This is a genomic window from Pseudomonas fluorescens Q2-87 (assembly GCF_000281895.1).
In the GTDB taxonomy this organism is placed as follows: domain Bacteria; phylum Pseudomonadota; class Gammaproteobacteria; order Pseudomonadales; family Pseudomonadaceae; genus Aquipseudomonas; species Aquipseudomonas fluorescens_S.
The window spans coordinates 2,953,528-2,976,621 of the sequence record NZ_CM001558.1 but is presented as its reverse complement, the minus strand read 5'-3'; the positions used below and the strand labels follow the sequence as shown (position 1 = coordinate 2,976,621).

The 23,094-nt window shown below is 61.3% G+C and carries 16 protein-coding genes, 1 tRNA gene and 1 pseudogene; 14 read left to right on the top strand and 4 right to left on the bottom strand.

All coding sequences use genetic code 11. The annotated features are described in order from the left end of the window. Window positions 1–7 precede the first annotated feature (7 nt). From treZ to PFLQ2_RS14550, 9 genes and pseudogenes are all read left to right on the top strand, one after another. Entirely contained in the window at window positions 8–1,813 is a 1,806-nt protein-coding gene (gene treZ, locus PFLQ2_RS14510; protein ID WP_003181585.1) for a malto-oligosyltrehalose trehalohydrolase, read from the top strand. Beyond that, the gene (malQ, locus tag PFLQ2_RS14515) at window positions 1,810–3,888 is read left to right on the top strand and encodes a 4-alpha-glucanotransferase (RefSeq protein ID WP_003181584.1); all 2,079 of its coding nucleotides are present in this window, start codon (window positions 1,810–1,812) and stop codon (window positions 3,886–3,888) included. The genes treZ and malQ overlap by 4 nt, the downstream gene beginning before the upstream one ends. Next, the gene (locus PFLQ2_RS14520; protein ID WP_003181582.1) at window positions 3,885–6,671 is read left to right on the top strand and encodes a malto-oligosyltrehalose synthase; all 2,787 of its coding nucleotides are present in this window, start codon (window positions 3,885–3,887) and stop codon (window positions 6,669–6,671) included. The genes malQ and PFLQ2_RS14520 overlap by 4 nt, the downstream gene beginning before the upstream one ends. 20 nt (window positions 6,672–6,691) lie before the next feature. Next, window positions 6,692–7,044 (top strand): annotated as a pseudogene (locus PFLQ2_RS14525) (DUF2934 domain-containing protein). A 154-nt stretch (window positions 7,045–7,198) separates the two neighbouring features. Beyond that, on the top strand, window positions 7,199–9,358 hold the full coding sequence (glgX, locus tag PFLQ2_RS14530; RefSeq protein WP_003181579.1) for a glycogen debranching protein GlgX: 2,160 nt from the start codon (window positions 7,199–7,201) through the stop codon (window positions 9,356–9,358). Between the two features lie 238 nt (window positions 9,359–9,596). Next, window positions 9,597–10,361, top strand: coding sequence for a PIG-L deacetylase family protein (locus PFLQ2_RS14535; RefSeq protein WP_003181577.1), 765 nt, complete (start codon window positions 9,597–9,599; stop codon window positions 10,359–10,361). Window positions 10,362–10,487: 126 nt separating this feature from the next. Then, complete coding sequence (locus PFLQ2_RS14540; RefSeq protein ID WP_430452967.1) at window positions 10,488–11,252, top strand: endonuclease/exonuclease/phosphatase family protein; 765 nt, start codon at window positions 10,488–10,490, stop codon at window positions 11,250–11,252. A gap of 177 nt (window positions 11,253–11,429) precedes the next feature. Beyond that, complete coding sequence (locus PFLQ2_RS14545) at window positions 11,430–13,856, top strand: autotransporter outer membrane beta-barrel domain-containing protein (protein ID WP_003181574.1); 2,427 nt, start codon at window positions 11,430–11,432, stop codon at window positions 13,854–13,856. A 163-nt stretch (window positions 13,857–14,019) separates the two neighbouring features. Beyond that, window positions 14,020–15,645, top strand: a complete 1,626-nt coding sequence (locus PFLQ2_RS14550) for an NADP-dependent glyceraldehyde-3-phosphate dehydrogenase (RefSeq protein WP_003181572.1) — start codon at window positions 14,020–14,022, stop codon at window positions 15,643–15,645. 19 nt (window positions 15,646–15,664) lie between these two features. Here the strand turns inward: PFLQ2_RS14550 and PFLQ2_RS14555 are convergent, their stop codons facing one another. Beyond that, window positions 15,665–16,558, bottom strand: coding sequence for a DMT family transporter (locus tag PFLQ2_RS14555; RefSeq protein ID WP_003181570.1), 894 nt, complete (start codon window positions 16,556–16,558; stop codon window positions 15,665–15,667). A 133-nt stretch (window positions 16,559–16,691) separates the two neighbouring features. On the opposite strand from PFLQ2_RS14555, the gene PFLQ2_RS14560 reads away from it, so the two are divergent. Next, window positions 16,692–17,129: an Lrp/AsnC family transcriptional regulator gene (locus PFLQ2_RS14560; protein ID WP_003181568.1), complete on the top strand. Its 438-nt coding sequence runs from the start codon at window positions 16,692–16,694 to the stop codon at window positions 17,127–17,129. 189 nt (window positions 17,130–17,318) lie between these two features. On the opposite strand, the gene PFLQ2_RS14565 is transcribed toward PFLQ2_RS14560, so the two are convergent. Further along, window positions 17,319–17,990: a Bax inhibitor-1/YccA family protein gene (locus PFLQ2_RS14565; protein WP_003181565.1), complete on the bottom strand. Its 672-nt coding sequence runs from the start codon at window positions 17,988–17,990 to the stop codon at window positions 17,319–17,321. A gap of 124 nt (window positions 17,991–18,114) precedes the next feature. Here PFLQ2_RS14565 and PFLQ2_RS14570 point away from each other — a divergent pair. From PFLQ2_RS14570 to PFLQ2_RS14580, 3 genes are all read left to right on the top strand, one after another. Beyond that, window positions 18,115–18,202: transfer RNA gene (locus tag PFLQ2_RS14570), tRNA-Ser, on the top strand. 128 nt (window positions 18,203–18,330) lie between these two features. Further along, window positions 18,331–19,185 (top strand): SPFH domain-containing protein, encoded by an 855-nt coding sequence (locus PFLQ2_RS14575; protein ID WP_003181564.1) that lies wholly within the window; start codon window positions 18,331–18,333, stop codon window positions 19,183–19,185. Between the two features lie 273 nt (window positions 19,186–19,458). Then, on the top strand, window positions 19,459–21,252 hold the full coding sequence (locus tag PFLQ2_RS14580; RefSeq protein WP_003181561.1) for a DAHL domain-containing protein: 1,794 nt from the start codon (window positions 19,459–19,461) through the stop codon (window positions 21,250–21,252). A 62-nt stretch (window positions 21,253–21,314) separates the two neighbouring features. Here PFLQ2_RS14580 and PFLQ2_RS14585 read toward each other — a convergent pair whose 3' ends face one another. Both PFLQ2_RS14585 and PFLQ2_RS14590 read right to left on the bottom strand, forming a co-directional pair. Further along, window positions 21,315–21,506, bottom strand: coding sequence for a hypothetical protein (locus PFLQ2_RS14585; RefSeq protein ID WP_003181560.1), 192 nt, complete (start codon window positions 21,504–21,506; stop codon window positions 21,315–21,317). 107 nt (window positions 21,507–21,613) lie between these two features. Further along, window positions 21,614–22,513, bottom strand: coding sequence for a polysaccharide deacetylase family protein (locus tag PFLQ2_RS14590; RefSeq protein WP_003181558.1), 900 nt, complete (start codon window positions 22,511–22,513; stop codon window positions 21,614–21,616). 238 nt (window positions 22,514–22,751) lie between these two features. Here PFLQ2_RS14590 and PFLQ2_RS14595 point away from each other — a divergent pair, with 238 nt between their 5' ends. After that, a complete protein-coding gene (locus PFLQ2_RS14595; protein ID WP_003181556.1) occupies window positions 22,752–23,006 on the top strand; it encodes a DUF6555 family protein in 255 nt (84 codons plus the stop codon). Window positions 23,007–23,094: the final 88 nt, after the last annotated feature.

Genomic DNA, 23,094 nt, shown 5'->3' with positions numbered 1-23,094 from the left:
GGTAACAATGACGTCAAGGACGCCTGATACATGGACCCACGGCGCGATCATGCTGGACGCCGAGCACACGCGTTTTGCCCTCTGGGCCCCGGATGCCTTTTTTGTCAGTGTCGAACTCGACACTGGCGAGTCGATACCCCTGCTGCCCCAAGCCGACGGCTGGTTCATGATCCAGACCCGATGTCCCGCCGGCACGCGCTATCGCTACAACATCGATGGCGAGCTGGAAGTACCGGACCCGGCCTCACGCGCCCAGGCCGGCGACATCGACCGTCACAGCGTGGTTGTCGACCCTCACGCCTATCAATGGCGACACACCCAATGGGCCGGCCGCCCCTGGAACGAAGCGGTGATCTACGAATTGCACGTGGGAGCCCTCGGCGGTTTTGCCGGAGTCGAAGAACACCTGGCGCACTTGGCCGGGCTGGGTGTAACCGCCATCGAGCTGATGCCGCTGTCGCAGTTTCCGGGTGATCGAAACTGGGGTTATGACGGCGTCCTGCCCTACGCACCACAAGCCTCCTACGGCACTCCCGAACAGCTCAAGCATCTGATCGACACGGCCCACGGCCATGGGCTGGCGGTCATTGTCGATGTGGTCTACAACCACTTCGGCCCCGACGGCAACTACCTGCACCGCTACGCCAAGGGGTTCTTCCGAGAGGACAAGCACACACCATGGGGCGCGGCGATCGATTTCCGTCGGCGCGAAGTGCGGGATTTCTTCATCGACAATGCACTCATGTGGCTGTTGGAGTACCGCTTCGACGGTCTGCGCCTGGATGCGGTGCACGCAATTGAAGACCCGGACTTCCTCGAGGAACTGGCGGCCAAGGTGCGCGAACAGGTGGACCCGGCCCGGCATGTCTGGCTTACCGTGGAAAACGAACATAACCAGGCCAGCCTGTTGGAACAGGGCTACGACGCCCAATGGAACGACGACGGCCACAACGCCCTGCACGTACTGCTGACGGGCGAGACCGACGCCTATTACGCCGACTACGCCGAGCAGCCCACGGAAAAACTGGCGCGCTGCCTCAGCCAGGGGTTCGTCTTCCAGGGGCATACCAACCGCCACGGTGTGTCACGGGGTGAACCCAGCGGGCACCTGCCGCCGAGCGCTTTCGTGTTGTTCTTGCAGAACCATGACCAGATTGGCAACCGTGCCCTCGGTGAACGCCTGCATCAACTGGCACCGCCCCAGGCGCTGCAAGCGGCGACGGCCCTGTTGTTGCTGTCGCCGATGATTCCGCTGTTGTTCATGGGCGATGAAGTGTTGGCGCAACAACCATTTCTGTTCTTCACCAGTCATCACGGCGAATTGGCCGAGTTGGTCCGCGAAGGCCGGCGCAACGAATTCAAGGCGTTCAGCGCCTTTGCCGATCCCGAAAAACGCAAGCGGATTCCCGATCCCAACGCGGCCGGCACGTTCGACGCCTCACGGCCGAACCTCGAAGCACAACAACCGGAACAACTGGCCTGCGAGACGCTGTATCGCACGCTGCTGAAAATCCGTCGCGAAGAAATCGTCCCGCATGTGCCGGGCGCACAGGCCCTGGGCGCCGACGTGTTGGGCCACGGCGCCGTCAGCGCACGCTGGCGGCTAGGCAACGGCAGCGTCTTGCGCATTGACCTGAACCTCAGCGACCAGCCTGTCGAGCACAGCGCGCCAGAAGAGGTTCGCATTCTTTTCGAACATCCGCCGCAGCTCATGGGTCTGTTGCAACAGAGGGGCACCCTTTCGCCCTACAGCGCGCTGGTCAGTCTGACGCAGGCGACACCCTTGCCCAACATCAGTGGAGAGCGCCTATGAGCGACGCGCAACTGGAAATCCTCGCTGGCCGAGCCGGCCTGGCGGTGGATTGGATCGACGCCAATGGCCGGGCACAAAAAGTGTCGCCGGCGGTGCTGCGGTCGGTCCTGACTGGCCTCGGCCATCCCGCCGGCAGCGCCCAGGAAATCGACGCCAGCCTGTTGCAGTTGCAGCAGGACCAGCAGAACCATCAATTGCCACCGCTAATCACCGTCGACGTCGGGGCCAGCCTGGACTTGAGCCGCTATTTCGATGCAGCGACGCCTTGCGAAATCCGGCTCGAGGACGGGGCAACGCTGAACCTCAAGCTCGACGCCGAGGCCCGGTTGCCCGGGATGGTCCCGGTGGGCTACCAACATGTCAGCATCCAGGACCAGCATTTCACCCTCGCCGTCGCGCCGGCCCGGTGCTACAGCGTGGCCGATGCGGTGGACAACCCGACGCCCCGTGCCTGGGGATTGAGCGCCCAGTTGTATGCCCTCAGGCGTCCCGGCGATGGCGGCTTCGGCGACACCCAGGCCTTGGAAGAACTGGCCCGCGTGGCCGGCGAGCGTGGGGCCGATGCCATTGCCATCAGCCCGATGCACGCGATGTTCAGCAGCGACACCGGGCGCTACAGCCCTTATTCGCCCTCCAGCCGACTGTTTCTCAATAGCCTGTACGCGGCGCCCGGCACCATTCTCGGCGAGCGCGCCCTGCGCACGGCTATCGACGCCACGGGCCTGACCAATCAATTGCGCAGCCTGGAAGAGCAGCCACTGGTCGATTGGCCCGTGGCCGCCGAGGCCAAGCAGAAAGTCTTGCGCGCCCTGTACGACGGTTTCAGCCAGGGCGAGCATCCCTTGCATGAAGACTTCAGCAGCTTTCGCCACACCAGCGGCGAAGCCCTGGAGAACCATTGCCGCTTCGAAGCGCTGCAGGCCGAACGTGCGGCCAAAGGTGAAAGCCTGGATTGGCGCCAGTGGCCGGAAGAATGGCGTAACCCACGCAGCCCGACGCTGGCCCATTTTGCCGAAGAGAACGCCGACGAAATCGGCTTCTATGCCTTTTGCCAATGGCTGATCGCCCGTTGCCTGGAGCGCGCCCAAAGCGCGGCCAAGTCCAGTGGCATGGGCATCGGCCTGATCGCCGACCTTGCGGTGGGCGCTGACGGCGGTGGCAGCCAGGCCTGGAGCCGGCAAGATGAATTGCTCGCGTCGCTGACCGTGGGCGCGCCGCCGGACATCCTCAACCGCTCCGGCCAAGGCTGGGGCATTTCGGCGTTTTCCCCTGAAGGCCTGGTGCGTAATGGTTTTCGGGCCTTCATTGAAATGCTGCGAGCCAACTTCGCCCATGCGGGCGGCTTGCGCATCGATCACGTCATGGGCTTGCAGCGGCTCTGGGTCATTCCCAACGACGCCCCGCCCACCGACGGCGCCTACCTCTACTACCCCGTGGATGACCTGCTGCGCCTGCTCGCCCTCGAATCCCATCGCCACCAGGCCATCGTGCTCGGTGAAGACCTCGGCACCGTGCCCGACGGCCTGCGGGAAAAGCTCAGCGCCCGGTCGATCCTGGGCATGCGCGTGCTGCTGTTCGAACAGGACAACACCCACTTCAAGCCCATTCTCGACTGGCCGGACAACGCCTTGGCTACCACCAGCACCCACGACCTGCCGACCCTCAATGGTTGGTGGCACGGGCACGATATCGACTGGAACGCCCGGCTGGACCTGATCGATTCCCACACGGAAATGGACTGGCGCAAACACCGCGAGCGTGAACGCGAAGGCCTGCGCAACGTACTGGACCAGGACCCGCAGAACTTTCGCGAGGAACACCGCGAAACCGACCAGGTGCTCGACGCCAGCGTGCGCTTTCTCGGCCATACCCGCGCGCCGTTGGTGTTGCTGCCGCTCGAAGACGCCCTGGGCATCGAGGAGCAGGCCAACCTGCCCGGCACCATCGACACCCACCCCAATTGGCGGCGGCGCCTGGCTCATGAGAGCCAGGCGTTGCTGGATAACCCGGACGCTGCCCGGCGTCTGGAAATACTCGCCTGCGCGAGACTTCAGGCGAATGAGCGTGACCGATGAACGAGATGTCGATCCAACCACTGCGGGCCACACTTCGCCTGCAATTTCATAAAGGCTTTACCCTGGACGATGCGATACCGCAGGTGCCGTACTTCGCCTCGTTGGGCATCAGCCATATCTATGCGTCCCCGCTGCTGAAAGCCCGGGCCGGCTCCATGCACGGCTACGACGTGGTCGATCCGACCCTGGTCAACCCCGAACTGGGTGGCGAAGCCGCCCTGAAGCGCCTGGTGTCGACCCTGCGCGAGCACCGGATGGGCCTGATCCTGGATATCGTTTCCAACCACATGGCGGTCGGCGGCAATGACAATCCCTGGTGGCTGGACCTGCTGGAATGGGGGCGTCTGAGCCCCTACGGCGAGTTTTTCGACATCCAGTGGCACTCCCCGGACCCGCTGATGGAAGGCCAGTTGCTCTTGCCGTTCCTGGGCAGCGACTACGGCGTGGCGTTGCAGGAAGGCACCTTGCAACTGCGCTTCGATGCCGCCCATGGCTGCTTCTATGTTGAACACTACGAACACCGCTTCCCGATTTGCCCGATGCACTACGGCGAGCTGCTCAGACCCGCCGAGACCCTGCCTGCCGAACAAACCGAAGCGTTCAGGGCGCTGAGCGAGCGTTTCACCACGCTCAATTACCAGAGCGATGCCCACAGCCTCGCCCGTGCGCTGCAAATCGAACTGCGGGACCTGGCGGTGCAGCCCGGCGCCCTGGCCGCCATCGAGGAGCATCTGCGCGGCTACGACACGACGCAGGCAGAAGGCTTCGAGCGCCTGCATCAACTGCTGGAGCGCCAGAGTTACCGGCTCGCCAGTTGGCGCACCGCCGCGGATGACATCAACTGGCGGCGGTTTTTCGATGTCAACGAACTGGGTGGGCTGAGGGTCGAACGCCCTGCCGTGTTCGAAGCCACCCACGCCAAGATCTTCGAGCTGATCAGCGCAGGACTGGTGGACGGGTTGCGCATCGACCACGTTGATGGGCTGGCCGACCCCCGCGGCTACTGCCGCAAGCTGCGTCGGCGCGTCGACTCGCTTTCGCCATCGCGGCACCTGCCGATCTTCATCGAGAAAATCCTCGGCGACGGTGAAACCTTGCGTCGGGACTGGAAGGTCGACGGCAGTACTGGCTACGAGTTCATGAACCAGATCTCGCTGTTGCAGCATGACCCGGCGGGCGCCGCGCCGCTGGCCGAGTTCTGGAGCCGGCACAGCGAACGGCCGGCGCAGTTCATCGACGAAGCCCACCTGGCCCGCCAGCAGATTCTCAACGGTTCCCTGGCCGGGGATTTCGAAACCGTCGCCCAGGCCCTGCTGCAAGTGGCCCGGGACGATGTCATGACTCGCGACCTGACCCTGGGCGCGATTCGCCGGGCCTTGCAGGAACTGATCGTGCACTTCCCGGTTTACCGCACTTATATCAACCCCCTGGGTCGCTCTGCTGAAGACGAAATTTTCTTCAACCAGGCCTTGGAAGGTGCGCGGCAAACCCTCAGCGAAGCCGACTGGCCGGTGCTCGATTGCCTGGCCGACTGGCTTGGCGGCACGCCCTGGCGACAACGCCCGCGCGGCAGCCAGCGCAAGCGACTGCGCCATGCCTGCGTGCGCTTCCAGCAACTGACCTCGCCAGCCGCCGCCAAGGCGGTGGAGGATACGGCGCTCTATCGCTCGGCGGTGCTGCTGTCGCGCAATGACGTCGGCTACAACACCGAGCGTTTCAGTGCCCCGCCGCAGGAGTTTCACAACGCCTGCATCGAGCGACTCGAGCACTTCCCTGACAACCTGATAACCACTGCCACCCACGATCACAAACGGGGCGAAGACACCCGTGCCCGGCTGGCGGTACTCAGTGAGCGCGCCGACTGGTACACCGCGTGCGTCGAGCAATGGCGCATCCTCTCGCCTTCCCTGCACAGTGATCCGGCATCCCCTTCGACCGGCGATGAACTGATCCTGTACCAGGCGCTGCTCGGTAGCTGGCCGCTGGACCTCGATCTGCAAGACACCAAGGCATTGGCCCAATACAACGAACGCCTGTGGCAATGGCAGCGCAAGGCCCTGCGAGAAGCCAAACTGCAAAGCAGTTGGGCGGCAGTCAACGACGCCTATGAACAAGCGACCCAGATGTTCCTCGAACGGTTATTGCTGGGAGATGAAGGGCTGCCCCTGCGTTCTGCCATCGCCGAGGCAGTGCAGGCCATCGCACCGGCGGGCGCCCTCAACAGTCTGGCGCAAACTTTGCTGCGCATGACCGTGCCCGGCGTACCGGATCTGTATCAGGGCAACGAATTCTGGGATTTCAGCCTGGTGGACCCGGACAACCGCCGCCCGGTGGATTTCCAGGCGCGCCGTGAGGCGATGCAGGCCGACAGCACGCCGGTGGCACTGGTACGTGACTGGCGCGACGGCCGGGTCAAGCAGGCGTTGATCGCCAGGACATTGGCCCTGCGCGCGGAGTATTCGCAATTGTTCCACCAGGGCAGCTACCAGCCGCTTGAGGTGGTCGGCAAGCACGCTCAACGGGTGCTCGCCTTCATGCGCGAGCACGAGCAACAGCGGGCGATTGTCGTGGTGCCGATCCATGCAGCCGGCCTGCTGGAAAACGGTGCCGTACCGCAGGTGGCTGCCTCGGACTGGGGCGATACCCGCGTGTCGCTACCGTTCGCCGCGGAGGATGGAAAATTGAAGGGACTTTTTTCAAGCGCAACAGTCACACCCCAAAGGGAGCTGATGGTCAGCGCCGCGCTGGGGGATTTCCCGGTCAACGTCTTTATCCAATCTTGAGTCAAGTCAGGAGCACTGCGATGAGTACCGACGATAAACGCATTCGCGAATTCGCCTATCAGATCTGGGAGTCCGAGGGTAAGCCCGCCGGACAAGAAAAGCGCCACTGGGAGATGGCGCGCAAACTGGCCGAGGCTGAAGCCTTGGCGCCAAGCAAACCGGCCAAGGCCGCAAGCAAGTCTACGGCCAGCAAAACCGACGGCACCAAGCCTGCCGCCGTCAAGAGCACTAGCGCCAAGACCGCGGCAAAAACACCACCCCCAAGGTCAAGCCTGCGGCTAAACCTTCCGCGGCGACTGCAGCGGTAGTGCCACCGGCCAATAAAGCCGCCGACAAGAAGCCACGGGCACCGCGCAAGCCCCCCGCGGTGTGATTCACCTGCCTTCTCGGTCTCGATCAAGCGCGTCTTCCTGGCGAAGCGGCCCGCGTGTGGCGAGGGAATAACCCCTTCGCCGCACGCGCACGCCATGGCCATCGATCCAACTGAACCACACCGCTGTATCTGTCTGTCTTTTGCAGGAGCAACTATGACCCGTCCAAACAAAGCCACGCCGCCGCCCGTTATCGAGGCATCGCGGATTCGTGAGGGGCTGCCTTTTCCACTTGGTGCTACCTGGGATGGCCTCGGGGTCAATTTCGCGCTGTTCTCAGCCAACGCAACCAAGGTTGAACTGTGCATTTTCGATGACACCGGCGAAGTCGAACTCGAACGCATCGAGCTGCCGGAATACACCGACGAGATTTACCACGGCTACCTGCCGGACGCCCATCCGGGGCTGATCTATGGCTACCGCGTGTACGGCCCATACGACCCGGAGAATGGCCATCGCTTCAACCCTAACAAGTTGCTGATCGACCCCTACGCCAAGCAATTGGTGGGTGAGTTGAAATGGTCCGAAGCGTTGTTCGGCTACACCATCGGCCACCCCGATGGCGACCTCAGCTTCGATGAACGCGACAGCGCGCCGTTCGTGCCCAAATGCAAGGTCATCGATCCGGCCCACACCTGGGGTCATGACCAACGCGTGAGCGTACCTTGGGACAAGACCATCCTGTATGAAACCCATGTGCGTGGCATCAGCATGCGCCACCCCTCGGTCCCCGAGAACCTGCGCGGCACTTTCGCCGGGTTGATGGTCGACGACGTGCTCGAACACATCCGCAAGCTCGGTGTTTCGTCGGTGGAGCTGCTGCCGGTCCACGCGTTCGTCAATGACCAGCACCTGTTGCACAAGGGCATGACCAATTACTGGGGCTACAACAGCATCGCTTTCTTTGCCCCGGACCCACGCTACCTGGCCAGCGGCAAAATCGCTGAATTCAAGGAAATGGTGGCGCACCTGCACGAGGCCAAGCTCGAAGTCATCCTCGACGTGGTCTACAACCACACCGCCGAGGGCAACGAGCAGGGCCCGACGCTGTCCATGCGGGGCATCGACAACGCCTCGTACTACCGGCTGATGCCTGACGACAAACGCTATTACATCAACGATTCCGGCACCGGTAATACCCTGGACCTGAGTCATCCTTGCGTCTTGCAGATGGTCACCGACTCCTTGCGCTACTGGGCGACGGAAATGCACGTCGACGGTTTCCGTTTCGACCTGGCGACGATTCTGGGTCGCTACCACGATGGTTTCGACGAGCGCCACAGCTTCCTCGTCGCCTGCCGCCAAGACCCGGTGCTGCGCCAGGTGAAAATGATTGCCGAACCTTGGGACTGCGGTCCCGGCGGTTACCAGGTCGGCGGTTTCCCTCCCGGCTGGGTGGAGTGGAATGACAAGTTCCGCGACACGGTGCGCGCGTTCTGGAAAGGCGACGACGGCCAGCTTGCCGACTTCGCCAGTCGCATGACCGCCTCGGGTGAAATGTTCAACCAGCGCGGGCGACGCCCCTATGCGTCGGTGAACTTCGTCACCGCCCACGACGGTTTTACCCTGCACGACCTGGTGTCGTACAACGACAAGCACAACGAAGCCAACGACGAAAACAACCAGGACGGCAGCAACAATAACCTGTCCTGGAACCATGGCGTCGAAGGGCCGACCGATGATCCGCAGATCAACGCGCTGCGTCACCGCCAGATGCGTAACTTCTTTGCGACATTGCTGCTGGCCCAGGGCACGCCGATGATCGTCGCCGGTGATGAGTTCGCCCGCACCCAGCATGGCAACAACAATGCCTATTGCCAGGACAGCGACATCGGCTGGGTGAACTGGGACCTGAGCGAGGACGGCGCGGCGCTGCTCAAATTCGTCAAGCGCCTGATCAAGTTGCGCCTGACGTATCCGATACTGCGTCGGGGACGTTTCCTGGTGGGCAATTACAACGAGGACATCGGTGTCAAGGACGTGACCTGGCTGGCTCCCGATGGCAGCGAAATGACCACCGAGCAGTGGCAGGACAGCCATGGCCGCTGCCTGGGCATGCTGATGGACGGCCGCGCCCAAGAAACGGGTATCCGCCGCAAGGGCGGCGACGCGACGCTGCTGCTGGTGGTCAACGCCCATCACGACATCGTCAACTTCCGGCTTCCGGAAGTCCCCGAGGGCAGCTTCTGGACGTGCATGGTCGACACCAATGAACCAACGGTACGGGGGCAGGAGCGGTTCGACTTCGACTCCGAGTACTCCGTCACCGGGCGCTCGCTGCTGTTGTTCGAGCTGCAACGTGAAGAAGAGGATTGATACGGTTGCACTAGAAAGCCGCAAGGACGCGGCACGTTGACTTACCACCCAGTTCGGAGAAAAAAAGCGGTTCAGATACACCTGTGACGCGACGAATCGGCCGACATGGTCAATACTTCCCATGCGGTAGATTCCAGGATTCGGAGCGCCGCGAATCGCAGCCAGGCCCTACGGGCAAATGTCGGGCAGCAGGCCCGGTACCTGGTTGGAAGATTGAACACAAACAAGGACGTCTATCATGAAACCCGCCTCTCGCTTGCCTGGTCGACAGCACCCACAAATCTGGAACAGTGCTGCGCAATTGGCCGACATTCCCATCATCAGTACCCAAACCCTCGTTCCTGCTGGCTCTCGTGCGGTCATTCTCGCGCCGCATCCAGGCGATGAAGTCGGGGCCTGCGGTGGGCTGCTGCAATTGATGAGCAACCTGGACCAACCCATGCTGCTGATCTCGGTCACCGATGGCGACCTCTGCCCACCCGGTTCCCCTTTGTGGACCGATGAGCGCCTGCGCACGCACCGCCCTCACCCACAGGAAAGCGTGGACGCCTTGCATCGCCTGGGCGTACCGGCCCACGCCTTGCAATGGGTACGAGGCGGCTTCCCGGAAAAAGCCCTTGCCGAGCACGAGGCCGAGCTGGCCGCTTTTATCGGCCGTTACCTGCGCCCCGGTGATGTGGTGTTCGGTACCTGGCGCCAGGACGGCGACAGTGACCACGACACGGTAGGCCGCGCCGGGGCCCTGGCCGCTGACAGCATCGGCGCGACGTTCAACGAGCTGCCGGTATGGGCGTGGCATTGGCCGGTCCGCGAACAGAACAAGATTCCCTGGCACCGCGCCCGCAAACTGCGCCTTGACGTCTGGACGACCGCCCGCAAGCGTCACGCGATGTATGCCTATGTCAGCCAGCTCAACGGCGAACCCGCCAGCGGCATCGCCCCGCTGGTGCCACGGGTCATCCTTGACCGCATGGGCATGCCCTACGAGATTGTCTTTATCTGAAGTGAACCCACCAGGCAGCGATGAAAAATCCGGAACTGCCGGAGCCTCTCGCCAGTCGCATGAACAGGTATATCTGATCCAGGAGTGAACGTGAGCCAAGATCCCGATTGGCGGGCCGGTGAATCGATGCTGTTGGACACGCCTGCGGCGGTTCACCGGCTGCGGGTCCTCACGGTCAATACCCATAAGGGGTTCACCGCTCTCAACCGTCGTTTCATCCTGCCCGAACTGCGCGAGGCGGTGCGCAGTACCGGTGCTGACCTGGTGTTCCTTCAGGAAGTGCTGGGCGAACATGACCGCCATGCATCGCGCTACGACAACTGGCCCCAGGTGTCCCAGTACGAATTTCTCGCTGACAGCATGTGGAGCGACTTCGCCTATGGCCGCAATGCGGTGTACCCCGATGGGCACCATGGCAATGCATTGCTCTCCAAATACCCGATCCGCCAGTTCCGAAACCTGGACGTTTCGATCACCGGCCCGGAACGACGCGGCTTGCTGCACTGCGTACTGGATGTGCCGGGCCACGCCGAAGTCCACGGGATCTGTGTGCACTTGAGCCTGTTGGAAAGCCATCGCCAGCTACAGCTCAAACTGCTCTGCAAGCTACTTGCCTCGCTCCCCGAAGACGCCCCGGTAATCATTGCCGGCGACTTCAACGACTGGCAGTTGCGCGGCAACAGTGCCCTCGCCCGCCATGGGCACTTGCATGAAGCCTTCGAGCAACACCACGGTCGTCCCGCCAGGACATACCCGGCCCGCTTCCCATTGCTGCGCCTGGACCGCATCTACCTGCGCAACGCCACCAGCCACGCGCCGCAAATATTGGGCAATAAACCCTGGACGCACCTGAGCGACCACCTGCCACTTGCCGTTGAAGTGCACCTCTAGTGTCCTGCTTCCCTGCTCGCCAAGCGCCGACCTGTAAGTTCTGACAGTAGCGACGGGTTTTATTCGTTGCTACGGTGCCATCCCATACAGCGAGCGTTGCCAGGCCCTGTGTGCCATCTGTCGTGCAACCGATGCTGGAATCGGCATTCCCGGAATGCCTACGCAGAGGGATAGCACATGAGCTTGCGCGAGCATGGATTCAATCGGCTGTTCAACGTCCTGTGGGCATCGGCCCCTTTCCTGTTACCCGTGCCGTCCGCCATGGCGGCTTGCACCCTGACGCCGGGACCCGGTAACGACGCTTATGTCTGCGACAGCGGTACCAGTCCCGGGCTGACGGACCTGCTGGGGGATAACCGCCTGACCATGCCGGCCAACGGCAGCGGCATTATCCAGGGTGACGTCACCTTTGGCCCCGGTGTCGATAAAATCCAGATCGACGCCAATGGCGTGATCCAGGGCGATGTGCAACAAGGCTCAGGCATCGACGATTTCGTCATGAATGGCGGCAGCATCCAGTCCCTGGCCCAGGGCGACGGCCTCGATACGTTCCGGATGACCGGCGGTACCATCGTCGGCGCCTTCGAAGACGGCGATAACGCCACGATGACTGGCGGCACCATCGGCCGGGTCGACATGAAACTCGATGACAATATTTTCGACATGTCCGGCGGACAGATCCTCGGCAATCTGGTGACCGGCTTCGGCCAGGACACCATCATCCTTTCCGCCGGACGCATCGGCGGCAATGTCAGCGTCAGCGGCGGCAACGACCGGATTACCGTGAGCGGCGGTGAAATCGTCGGCGAGGTCCGCGCCAGTTTCGGCGACGACCAACTCCAGTGGAGTGGCGGCGTCCTTCGCTCGGCTGTCTTGATGGGAGAAGGCAACGACACGGCGCTGTTGAGCAACCTCAATGAAGCATTGCTCGCCACCACTCCGAGCGTGGATGGCGGGCTGGGCCAGGACACCTTGACCTTCGATGCCACCACCACAGGCACCGGCGCCCGGTACGTCAATTGGGAAACGGTCGAGCTTAGCCAAGGCTCGCGCCTGGATCTCAATGACACGCTCGTCTTGGGTGACAGCACCACCGCCACCGGCGTGCTCGCCATCGACAGCAGCAGTGTGCTGACGTCCACTCAGGGCAGCATCAACCCATTCACGGCCGGTCAATCGGTCACGCTCGACAACAGCGGGATCATCGACCTCAGCCGCGACAACACTCGCACCGACGACAGCCTGACCGTGCAAGGCAACTATATCGGCAGCAATGGCCAGTTGCGCCTGCAAACAGTCGTCGGGGCAGACGACTCTCAAAGCGATCGGCTGGTGGTCAATGGCGGGACACTCACAGGCAGCACCGCCATCGCCGTCACCAATCTGGGCGGTGCCGGCGCCTTGACCACCCGCAACGGCATCGAGCTGGTCAGCGCCCAGGGCGGTGCGGTCAGCACCGATGGCGCCTTCTCGCTGGCCCAATCCGTCTCGGCCGGCGCCTTCGATTATCGCTTGTTCAAGGGGGGCGTGGCGCCTGGCAATGAAAACAATTGGTACCTGCGCTCGACCCTGGTGGCAGGACCGGTGGCGGCACCCAGCCCGTCATTGCCCGCCTTGCCGGCTGCGGTCCCTGGCGCAGCGCCGGTGCCGTTGTATCGTCCGGAAGTGCCTACTTGGTCGGTCCTGCCTCCAGCGGCGGCGCAACTGACCCTGATGGCCCTCGGCACCTTCCATGACCGACAGGGCGACCAGCGCCTGCTTACCGAAACCGGCGGGTTCGGCGCGGGTTGGGGGCGAGTCTATGGCAAGGATCTGGATCAGACCTGGGCCGGCACCGTTACGCCACGGTTCGACGGGTCCATCAAGGGTTTCCAGGTCGGCAATGACCTGTACAGCGCGCCGACTGCCGGTGGCCAGACCCAACGCATCGGTTTTTTCGTCGGTCATACCAAATTGAACGGCGACGTCGACGGTTTCAACCTTGGCTTCCAAGGCCGACGCGCCGGCAAGATCGAGCTCGACGGCGACAGCTTCGGGCTGTACTGGACGTTGACCGATCCCACCGGCGGCTATGTCGACGCGGTGGTGATGGGTACGCGGTTGGATGGCGATAACCGCTCTGATCGCGGCTTGAAAATCGACAATCGTGGACATGCCCTCACCCTGTCGGCGGAGGCTGGCTACCCCTTCGCCGTAACCACCGACTGGGTCCTCGAACCCCAGGTGCAAATCATTCACCAGAAAGTTTCCCTGGACACCCAGGATGACGGCATCTCCCGGGTCGAATTCGATTCCGACGGAGCCTGGACCGGCCGTCTCGGAGCTCGCCTGAAGGGCCGCTATCAAATCAGCGGCATGCCGGTGGAGCCGTATCTGCGCGCCAACCTGTGGCATACGTTTTCCGGCACCGATGCGGTGACCTTCGACGACACCGAGCGAGTCGAGACCCAACAGCGCTCGTCCACCGGCGACCTGGGCGTCGGCGTCATTGTCAGCCTGGCACCTGCGGTGAGCGTGTACGCCAGCGCAGATTACAGCAACAACCTGGACAGCCAACAGCAACGCAGCGTGGCGGGTAACCTTGGGGTGCGAGTCAGCTGGTAGGTGGCCCTTCGGTCGCTCGCATCAGTCCTCTATTTCATCAATGAATAACATCGGCTGCTCAATGTCTGCTTAAAAAGCACCTGCTTTAAGGCGTATAACCCTAAAAGCGCTTTATGCTTGCAAGCCGTCAGCCCATGGCTCATTTCATTGATGGAGTAACGACATGACCACAGCCCCCCTCCTCGCCAATCTGTTTCCCGCTGCTGCCCAGATTCCGGACGCGTACCGCCTCGACGGTCAGATCGAGCAGCGCGAATACCTGGTGGACGGTGTCCTGAAGACCTGGCAAGGCCCACTGGCCGTCGTCCGCAGCCCGGTGTACCTGGCTGGCGAACACGGCGATGAACAAGTGATCCTCGGCAGTACGCCACTGCTGGACGCCGAGACCGCCCTCACCGCCCTGGACGCCGCCGTGCGCGCTTACGATCGCGGCCAGGGGCAGTGGCCCACGATGCGTGTCGCCGAACGCATCCGCCATGTCGAAACCTTCCTGGCCCGCATGCGCGAGCAACGCGAAGCCGTAGTGAAGCTATTGATGTGGGAAATCGGCAAGAACCTCAAGGATTCCCAGAAGGAGTTCGACCGCACCTGCGACTACATCGTCGACACCATCAATGCCCTCAAGGAACTGGACCGTCGCTCAAGCCGCTTCGAACTGGAGCAGGACACCTTGGGCCAGATCCGGCGCGTCCCCCTGGGCGTGGCGCTGTGCATGGGCCCGTATAACTATCCGTTGAACGAAACCTTCACCACCTTGATTCCTGCCTTGATCATGGGCAACACCGTGGTATTCAAGCCCGCCAAGCTCGGCGTATTGCTGGTACGTCCACTGCTGGAAGCCTTCCGCGACAGCTTCCCGGCAGGCGTTATCAACGTGATCTATGGCAGCGGCCGGGAAACCGTCAGTGCGCTGATGGCCAGTGGAAAAATCGACATCTTTGCCTTCATCGGTACCAACAAGGCCGCCAGCGACCTGAAAAAACTCCACCCGCGCCCGCATCGCCTGCGTGCCGCCCTTGGGCTGGATGCGAAGAACCCTGGTCTGGTGCTGCCGGACGTTGATCTGGACAATGCAGTCAGCGAAGCGTTGACCGGCTCCCTGTCGTTCAATGGCCAACGCTGCACGGCGCTGAAAATTCTCTTTGTCCATGAAGACGTGGCGCCGGCGTTCATCGAGAAATTCAACGCCAAGCTCGCCGCGCTCAAGCCGGGCATGCCCTGGGAAGACGGTGTGGCGCTGACGCCGCTGCCCGAAGCGGGCAAAGTCGATTACCTGCATTCGCTGGTGGCCGATGCGGTCGCCAAAGGCGCAGCGGTGACCAATGCCCACGGCGGCGAATCGCGAAGCTCATTCTTCTACCCGGCCGTGCTTTATCCGGTGAACACTGCGATGCGGGTCTACCACGAAGAACAGTTCGGCCCGGTCGTGCCCATCGTGCCGTACCGCGACCTCAACACCGTGGTCGATTACGTGCTCGAGTCCGACTTCGGCCAGCAGCTGAGTATCTTCGGCACCAACCCGGCGGAAGTCGGCAAGCTGGTGGACACCTTCGCCAATCAGGTCGGGCGTATCAACATCAACGCCCAGTGCCAGCGTGGCCCGGATACCTTCCCGTTCAACGGCCGGAAAAATTCCGCCGAGGGCACGTTGTCCGTCCACGATGCGCTGCGCACCTTTTCCATTCGCACCTTGGTGGCGACCAAGTTCCAGGACAGCAACAAGGCGCTGATCAGCGACATCATCCGTGAACGGGACTCCAACTTCCTGACCACCGACTACATCTTCTGACCCGCGCCGAGTCACCGGGTTATGACAGGGCTGGGCGCCGCAAGCGAGCGCCCCAGCCTTGTTGCATGCCAGCGGCCGCCAGCAGGATCGCCGCCACGCCCAACCACTGCAACGGTTCGAGGCGATGGCCGAAGGCGAACCAGTCGACTAAGATCGCCGCGATTGGATAAATGAATGAAAGTGCACCGGTCAATGCCGTCGGCAACCGTTGAATCGCGCTGTACAGCAACACGTACATCACGCCGGTGTGCACAATGCCCAGGGTCACCAGGCTGGCCCAGGCCTCAGCCTGTTGCGGCAACGCCGAAAAACTCGCCCAGGGCGCCAGCAGCAATATGCCGGTGCTGACCTGGATCAGCGCAATCAGATGGGGCGGTGTGCCGGTCAGGCGCTTGATGATCAACGCTGCAATGGCGTACAGCAATGCAGCACCCAGCGCCAAGGCGATACCGACCAGATAGTCCTCTCCACCCTGCCCTTGCTCACCGTGTGCACTGACAATCGCCAGCATCCCGAGGAATGATACAGCCAGCCAGAACAGCTTTTGCGCAGTGATTTTTTCACCCAGGAAAAGCGCCGCCAGCCCCACCAGCATGAACGGCTGGACGTTGTAGACCGCCGTCCCGATGGCAATCGAAGCCCGGGAATAGGAAGCGAACAACAGCACCCAGTTGCCGACGATTGCGACGCCGCTGAGCACCGCCAGCAGGAACGTGGTGCGCGTGAGAATGCCTGGACGCAGGAAGCCGAAACCGGCGCAGATCAGCAGCAACGTTACGGCCCCAAACACACAGCGCCAGAACACAACGTCCAGCACCGGCTGGCCCGAAACCAGCACGAACCAACCAATGGTTCCGGAAATCAGCATGGCGGCGGTCATTTCCAGCGAACCGCGACGTAAGGTCTTGTCCATCTTCAGGCTCCTTTAGCAAGTGGCCACAGTATGCCGACCCCACCCCGGGCTTCTCCATGGCTTGAAAAAGGCTAAACTGCCTATCGACCTTTTTTATCAAGGCAACTTCACGTTTTCACCTAACGGGGTTGAAATGACTGACGATATTGACCAGATCCTTATCAGCGCTTTGATGGAGGACTCCCGACGCTCGCTCAAGGCCCTGGCGAACCTGAGCGGCTTGTCGTCACCCAGCGTTGCCGAACGCCTTCGGCGTCTCGAGGAACGTGGCGTGCTCAGGGGATATACCGTTGAGGTGGACCCCAAGTGCTTCGGCTATCAATTGCAGGCGATTGTGCGTATCCGTCCGCTACCGGGGCAGTTGCAGGCAGTGGAACGGCAGATACAGGCCATTGCCGAATTCACCGAGTGCGACAAGGTGACCGGCGACGATTGCTTCATCGCTCGGTTGCACGTTCGCTCGATGGAACAGCTGGACACCTTGCTGGACAAGCTAAATGTCCACGCCGAGACCAATACGGCCATCGTCAAGAAGACGCCGGTCAAGCGGCGATTGCCACCGATGGCGTAGGAAAATCAGGGCCCGGCGTTTGTCCAAGACCGGGCACCCGCTGTAGGCCTTGCGCTTCAAACGCTGCCCTTCGAAAGTATAAACTTGAGGGTAAAAAAACGCCCCGAACGAGTCGGGGCGTTTGCCAGGCCGCTTCAGCGTGTTTTCACACGGTCTGCGAAGCGAGTTTCTTACTCATCTCTGTTGCAATCAGTCGTCGCGACCCATCAGGCCGAACAGCTGCAGCAGGCTGACGAACAGGTTGTAGATCGATACATACAGGCTAATGGTCGCCATGATGTAGTTGCGCTCGCCGCCATGGATGATCGCGCTGGTCTGATACAGGATGCAGACCGACGAGAACAGCACGAAACCGGCGCTGATCGCCAGTTGCAGGCCGCTGATCTGGAAGAAGAAGCTCGCCAGGACCGCACCCATCAGTACAAAGAAGCCCGCGGTAATGAAGCCGCCGAGGAAGCTCATGTCCTTGCGAGTAATCAGCACGTAGGCCGACAAACCACCGAACACCAATGCGGTCATCGCAAAGGCCGAGCTGACCACTTCGGCACCGCCCTGCATTTGCAGGTAGCGATTGAGGATCGGGCCGAGCAGGAAACCCATGAAACCGGTCAGGGCGAAAGCCGATACCAGGCCCCAGGCCGAGTCACGGAGTTTGTTGGTGAGGAAGAAAAGGCCGTAGAAACCGATCAGCACCACAAAGACGTTCGGATAACCGACCCGCATTTGTTGTGCGACGTAGGCCATCACACCGCTGAAAGCGAGCGTGAGTGCCAGCAGGCCATAAGTGTTGCGCAGGACGCGGCTAACCTCTAGCTGCTCAGCCTGCACGCTGTTGTTCACTGCGTAATCCTGTTCGCGCATGGCGACACTCCTCCGGTTTTGAAACATTCAGTGGCAAGGATAATAACAGACGCTCTGTAACAAGCTACGTAGAGAGTTTGACAGTGTGTTTCATTCGGGTATTATGGCGCCCGCAACGCAATACGGAGGTGTGGCCGAGTGGTTTAAGGCAACGGTCTTGAAAACCGTCGACTGTAACAGGTCCATGAGTTCGAATCCCATCGCCTCCGCCATATTTGTACGTTAAAGCCCTGATTTATCAGGGCTTTTTCGTGTCCGGCATTTAAAAACCAGCATCGGTTGCAATGTTATGGCACCTCGCAAATCCCTTCCCGACTCACGTACTCAAGGAACGAAAAAAGTGACCAGCAAAACCATTGGCTCTGTTGCTGCGGCGATCCTCGGCATTGTTCTCTTATGCGTGTTCTTTGGCAGTTGGTACACGGTCGACGAAACCGAGCGTGGCGTGCTGCTGCGCAACGGCGCACTGGTCGGGGTGGTTGAACCTGGCCTCTCGTTCAAGACGCCTTTCATCGAGTCGGTGCGCTTGATCAGCACCCAGAGCCAGGTCACGTCCTACGAGGATCTGCAGGCCTACAGCAAGGACCAGCAGTCTGCCCAGCTCAAGGTGTCGGTGTCCTGGCACATCGCGCCTTCCGACGTCGCCAAGGTCTACACCCAATTCAAGGATATCGAAGGTATCCGTGACCGGATGATCAGCCGCCAGGTACCTACGCAGGTTGAAAACGTGTTCGGCAAGTTCAACGCTGTGGCCGCCGTGCAGAACCGTGTCCAACTGGTCAATGATATTTCCGCGGCCATCAAGGCGACCATTACCGGCCCGGTGATCATCGACAGTGTCCAGGTCGAGAACATCGACTTCAGTGACGCCTACGAGAAAGCCATCGAAGCGCGCATGGCTGCGGAAGTCCAGGTCAAGACCCGCGAACAGCAACTCGCCACCGAGCAGGTCCAGGCGCAGATCCGAGTGACCCAGGCCCAGGCGGAGGCCGATTCACAAGTGGCCCAGGCCAAGGCAGATGCATTGGCCACCGAGTTGCGAGGCAAAGCCGAAGCCGAGGCCATCAAGGCGCGCGCGCAGGCCTTGGCCAGCAACCAGAACCTGGTGGAACTGACCAAGGCCGAACGCTGGAATGGCGTCTTGCCAACCACCGTACTGCCGAACGGCACCCTGCCCTTCATCGATATCAAGTAACGCCAAGGGCGCGGCCTGCCTTGGCCGCGCCCGTTCCATCCTGGCGTGATCGCGCGCCCATCCCCTGCTGTCTCGTTGGCGCTACACTCAGCTCACTGATGAACCCGCCGTTTACCGTTAGCAGGGAGCTCAACGTGTTTGCAGGTAAAAGCACTCGACGCCACAACCGATACCATCGCAGCTTCCTTCCTCCCTGCTTTCACCCCTCGATCATTTCTGCCCACTCAGTCATATACAGACGCCTTCGACCAGCGTCCCGGACAGGGGAATAACGTGACCACCCTTATAAGAAAGTATAAATGGCCCGCGTTGCTGGCCGCCGCGCTGATGGTTTTCTGCGCGTTGATCTTCTTCTTGATCAAGTCCTATACGTACGATACATCGACCTACTTCGAATCCCGCGACTTCATTCGCCAACTGAAACAGTCCGACGCGAACTGGAACGTCAAGATCCTCAGGAAAAAGATCGACGTCAGCAACAACCTGTCGCTGGCCCCACCGCCGGAAGCGAACAGCCGTTGGGAGCAACTGGAACGACTCAACAATTCGGGTCCCCTTGCGGCCCTCTGGGCTTCAAGGCGCCAGGGTTATGTGGAAGCGGTCCGGAACAAGACCTTACTGGTCGACCAGTTCCAGCAACACAATGCCCATCTACGCGAAGCCCTGGATGCGCTCCCGCTCGTCGAGGACGAGATCCAGGCACTGCTCAACGAAATCAACATCCCAACCCCTGCCGAACGCCTGAGCGCGGCCAACACCATTGTTGAGTTGTCACTGGCGACGCTGGAGTACACGCTTTACGTCACCCCGGCAAAAGCCCAGGAGGTGCAGCGCCTGTTGAACGAACTGGGCCCAAACATCGACCGGTTGCCCGCCGACCGCCAGCCGCCTTTCCTCACCCTGGCCCAGCACGTCAAATCCATTGTCGAAGAACAACCGATCGTCAACGACCTGCTTGACCGCATCAATGTCATTCCGGTTGCCCAGGAATTGGACAGCATCAATGAGTTGTTGAACGAGACCCAGCGCAGGACCGCCGCTACGGATCGCCAATATCATCTCTACCTGGCCGTGTGCGCCAGCCTGATGGCGATCCTGATGATCTACCTGGCTGTGCGGCTGGTCCGCAGCTATTCGGTCATCAACCACATCAACCACGAGCTGCAACTCTCCAACGAACGGCTCGAGGAACGCGTGCAGGAGCGCACGCGCGAACTCAAGGAAGCCGAGCGTGAGCTCTTGGATGCCGCGCGAATGGCCGGCATGGCCGAGATCGCCACGAATGTGCTGCACAACGTCGGAAATGTCCTTAACAGCGTGAATATTTCAGCGGAGCTCGTCACCCGCAAGTTACGCAGCAGCAAGACCGCCGGGCTCGGAAAAGCGGTAAAAATGATGAATGAGCATGCTGACGATCTCGGCCAATTCATCACCGTGGATGAAAAGGGCAAGCTGCTGCCGCGTTATTTCAATGAGTTGGTCGACTCCATCGCCGCCGAGCAAACGATGCTTATCGAAGAACTGGCGCAACTGACCAAGAGCATCGACCACATCAAGGAAATCGTCACCACTCAACAAACCTATGCGGGGGCCGCCAGGCTGATCGAACCGCTCAAGGTCAACGATCTGTTCGAAGATGCGCTACGGATGAATTCGGATGCGCTAAGCCGGCATCACGTCACCGTCATCAAGGAATATCAGGACGTCCCCACGATCCTGGGAGACAAGCATCGGTTGTTGCTGATCCTGATCAACCTCATCAGCAACGCCAAGTTCGCCATGTCCCATGTCAGCGAGCCCCGCGAAATGACCCTCGGGATACAGATCCTCGAACCAACGACGTTGTGCCTCACCGTCAAGGACCGAGGCGAAGGCATCGCTCCAGAGAACCTCGCCCGCATCTTCAACCACGGGTTCACGACCCGCAAGGACGGCCATGGGTTTGGCTTGCACAGCTGCGCGCTGGCCGCGGTTGAGATGAATGGCCGCCTTCACGTACACAGCGACGGACCCGGTAGTGGTGCGCTGTTTACTTTGGAAATACCGCTGGAGTTGGCCAATCGCTGATCGGGGCGAGGAGCCTGGTCAAGCTGACGCACCGCCATCGCGGGCAAGCCCGCCCCTCAGCGCTATTTCGTGCGCTCAGCCCGGCCGCCAGGGTTTTTTCTGGGCGGCAACGCGGCAGCGTAGGCCAGCGCTTCCTCGCGGGAGCCAAAGGCGCCCAGCCGGTCGGCTTGCGTGCAGACCCGCCACGGACCGCTGTTCACGCTGAGCACGTCGTACCCGTTAATGTGCATTTTGGTCAGCATTGCACGGCTCATCGTTACCTCCTTCGAGATACACCAGGGTTACGTCGCCTACCTTACTCCCAGTTCATGCCTGGGGAGCGACCGAGCGTCGCAACGTCGGCGTGCTGTCCGTGGGAGTGTCAATGGGAGTCGGAATCCCATAGCCAGTCCCACAGCCCAGGCAAGTGCACCGGCTGGGACGTGTCCCTGACCGTGCGCGCCAGCGCTGCCCGCTCCAAGGCCTGATGGTCGTCATAAAAGGGTCTGGCGTCGGTCTTGACGCCGGTGACGCGAGCCGCCTCGAGCAGGATCTGAAGGTATTCGCAGGCATGCCGGGCGGTATAGCGATTGAGGTCATGAAAGGTGACCACCACCGGGATCACGCCATCCACCACAGGCAGCTGCCCTGCGGCAATGCGCTCGCGCACCTCCGAGAGCTGGCGTATCAGGTTGATTCGCCGCCGCGGGCTGGCGGTGATACCCCAGATTTTCCCATCGTTGGCGCTCAGGTCGGTCAGCAATACGTGCAAGCCATGCTGCTGGTAGGCGGCGAACGTGCGCTTGTCGTAGCTCCAGAACGGCGGCCTCACCAGATTGGGCGCCACACCGGCGATGCTGGCGATATCGGCGCCGCCATCGACAAGCGATTGCTCGAGCTGCTCGGGGCTGAGGAATCGATGATTGGTGTGCCAATAGGTTGCCGTGTGAAAGCCCAACAGGTGGCCTTCGCGCTGCTCGCGGTGCATCACCGAACGCCCGATATCGCTGTCACCGGCTCTGATCGCCCGGGTCTGCACAAAAAAAACCGCCTTGATCCCGGGCTGCACAGGATTGTCCGCCAGCGCGTCCAGCACGGCCAGGCTCGGGTTCCAGAACGACGACGCACTGGGGCCGTCATCGAATGTCAGGAGGAAACGGATCGGGGGTTGTGCACGCAGTTGCTGCTCGGTTTGCGGGGTCAGTTCGATGGGTGGGCCGATGCATCCCGACAGACCGATGGCGAAGGCCGCACAAAGCAGCGTCCTGGCGATGTTTTTCATATTTTGCCTTAGTTTGATGCCGCACTGCCTCGCCCTTGATCCCTGGCTCGTGGTTTTGAAGCCCACCTTGGAGAAGGTTAACCGGGTTTGGTTCCTGAGGGTGAGCGCCGCCTGCTGGCAATTTTTACTATCGGCCCGCGCCCATGCCTGGAGAGTCATATATCGACCGTCTGGAAATTCGATGGAATTTTCCGAATGCCTTCGTATCCATCCGTATAGGACTAATTAGGGAGGATTTATGGGCGGGCCATCGCTTTACATCATCGACTACATGCTCCATGGCGAGCCCAAGTCATTCATCATCCGTGCCGAGGTGATGAACAACTCAGAGGCCTGGCATTGGGCCAGTTGCGACGCGGGTGTCGGGCGCATTCCCAAATTCGGGCGAGAAAAGGTCAAGCGGGTTTCAAAACCCATGGCAGAGAAATACGGCATCACCGACGTGCGCTGGCGAGCCAGTGTCGCGCCGTCCTGGATAAAGGAGTCCGGCTGATTCAACACACACTGATCCGGCGCACCGGCTGTCCAGCCGGGCGCCGGATTCTTCGACAGACCCGAAATAACTCAACTACGCTTAAACA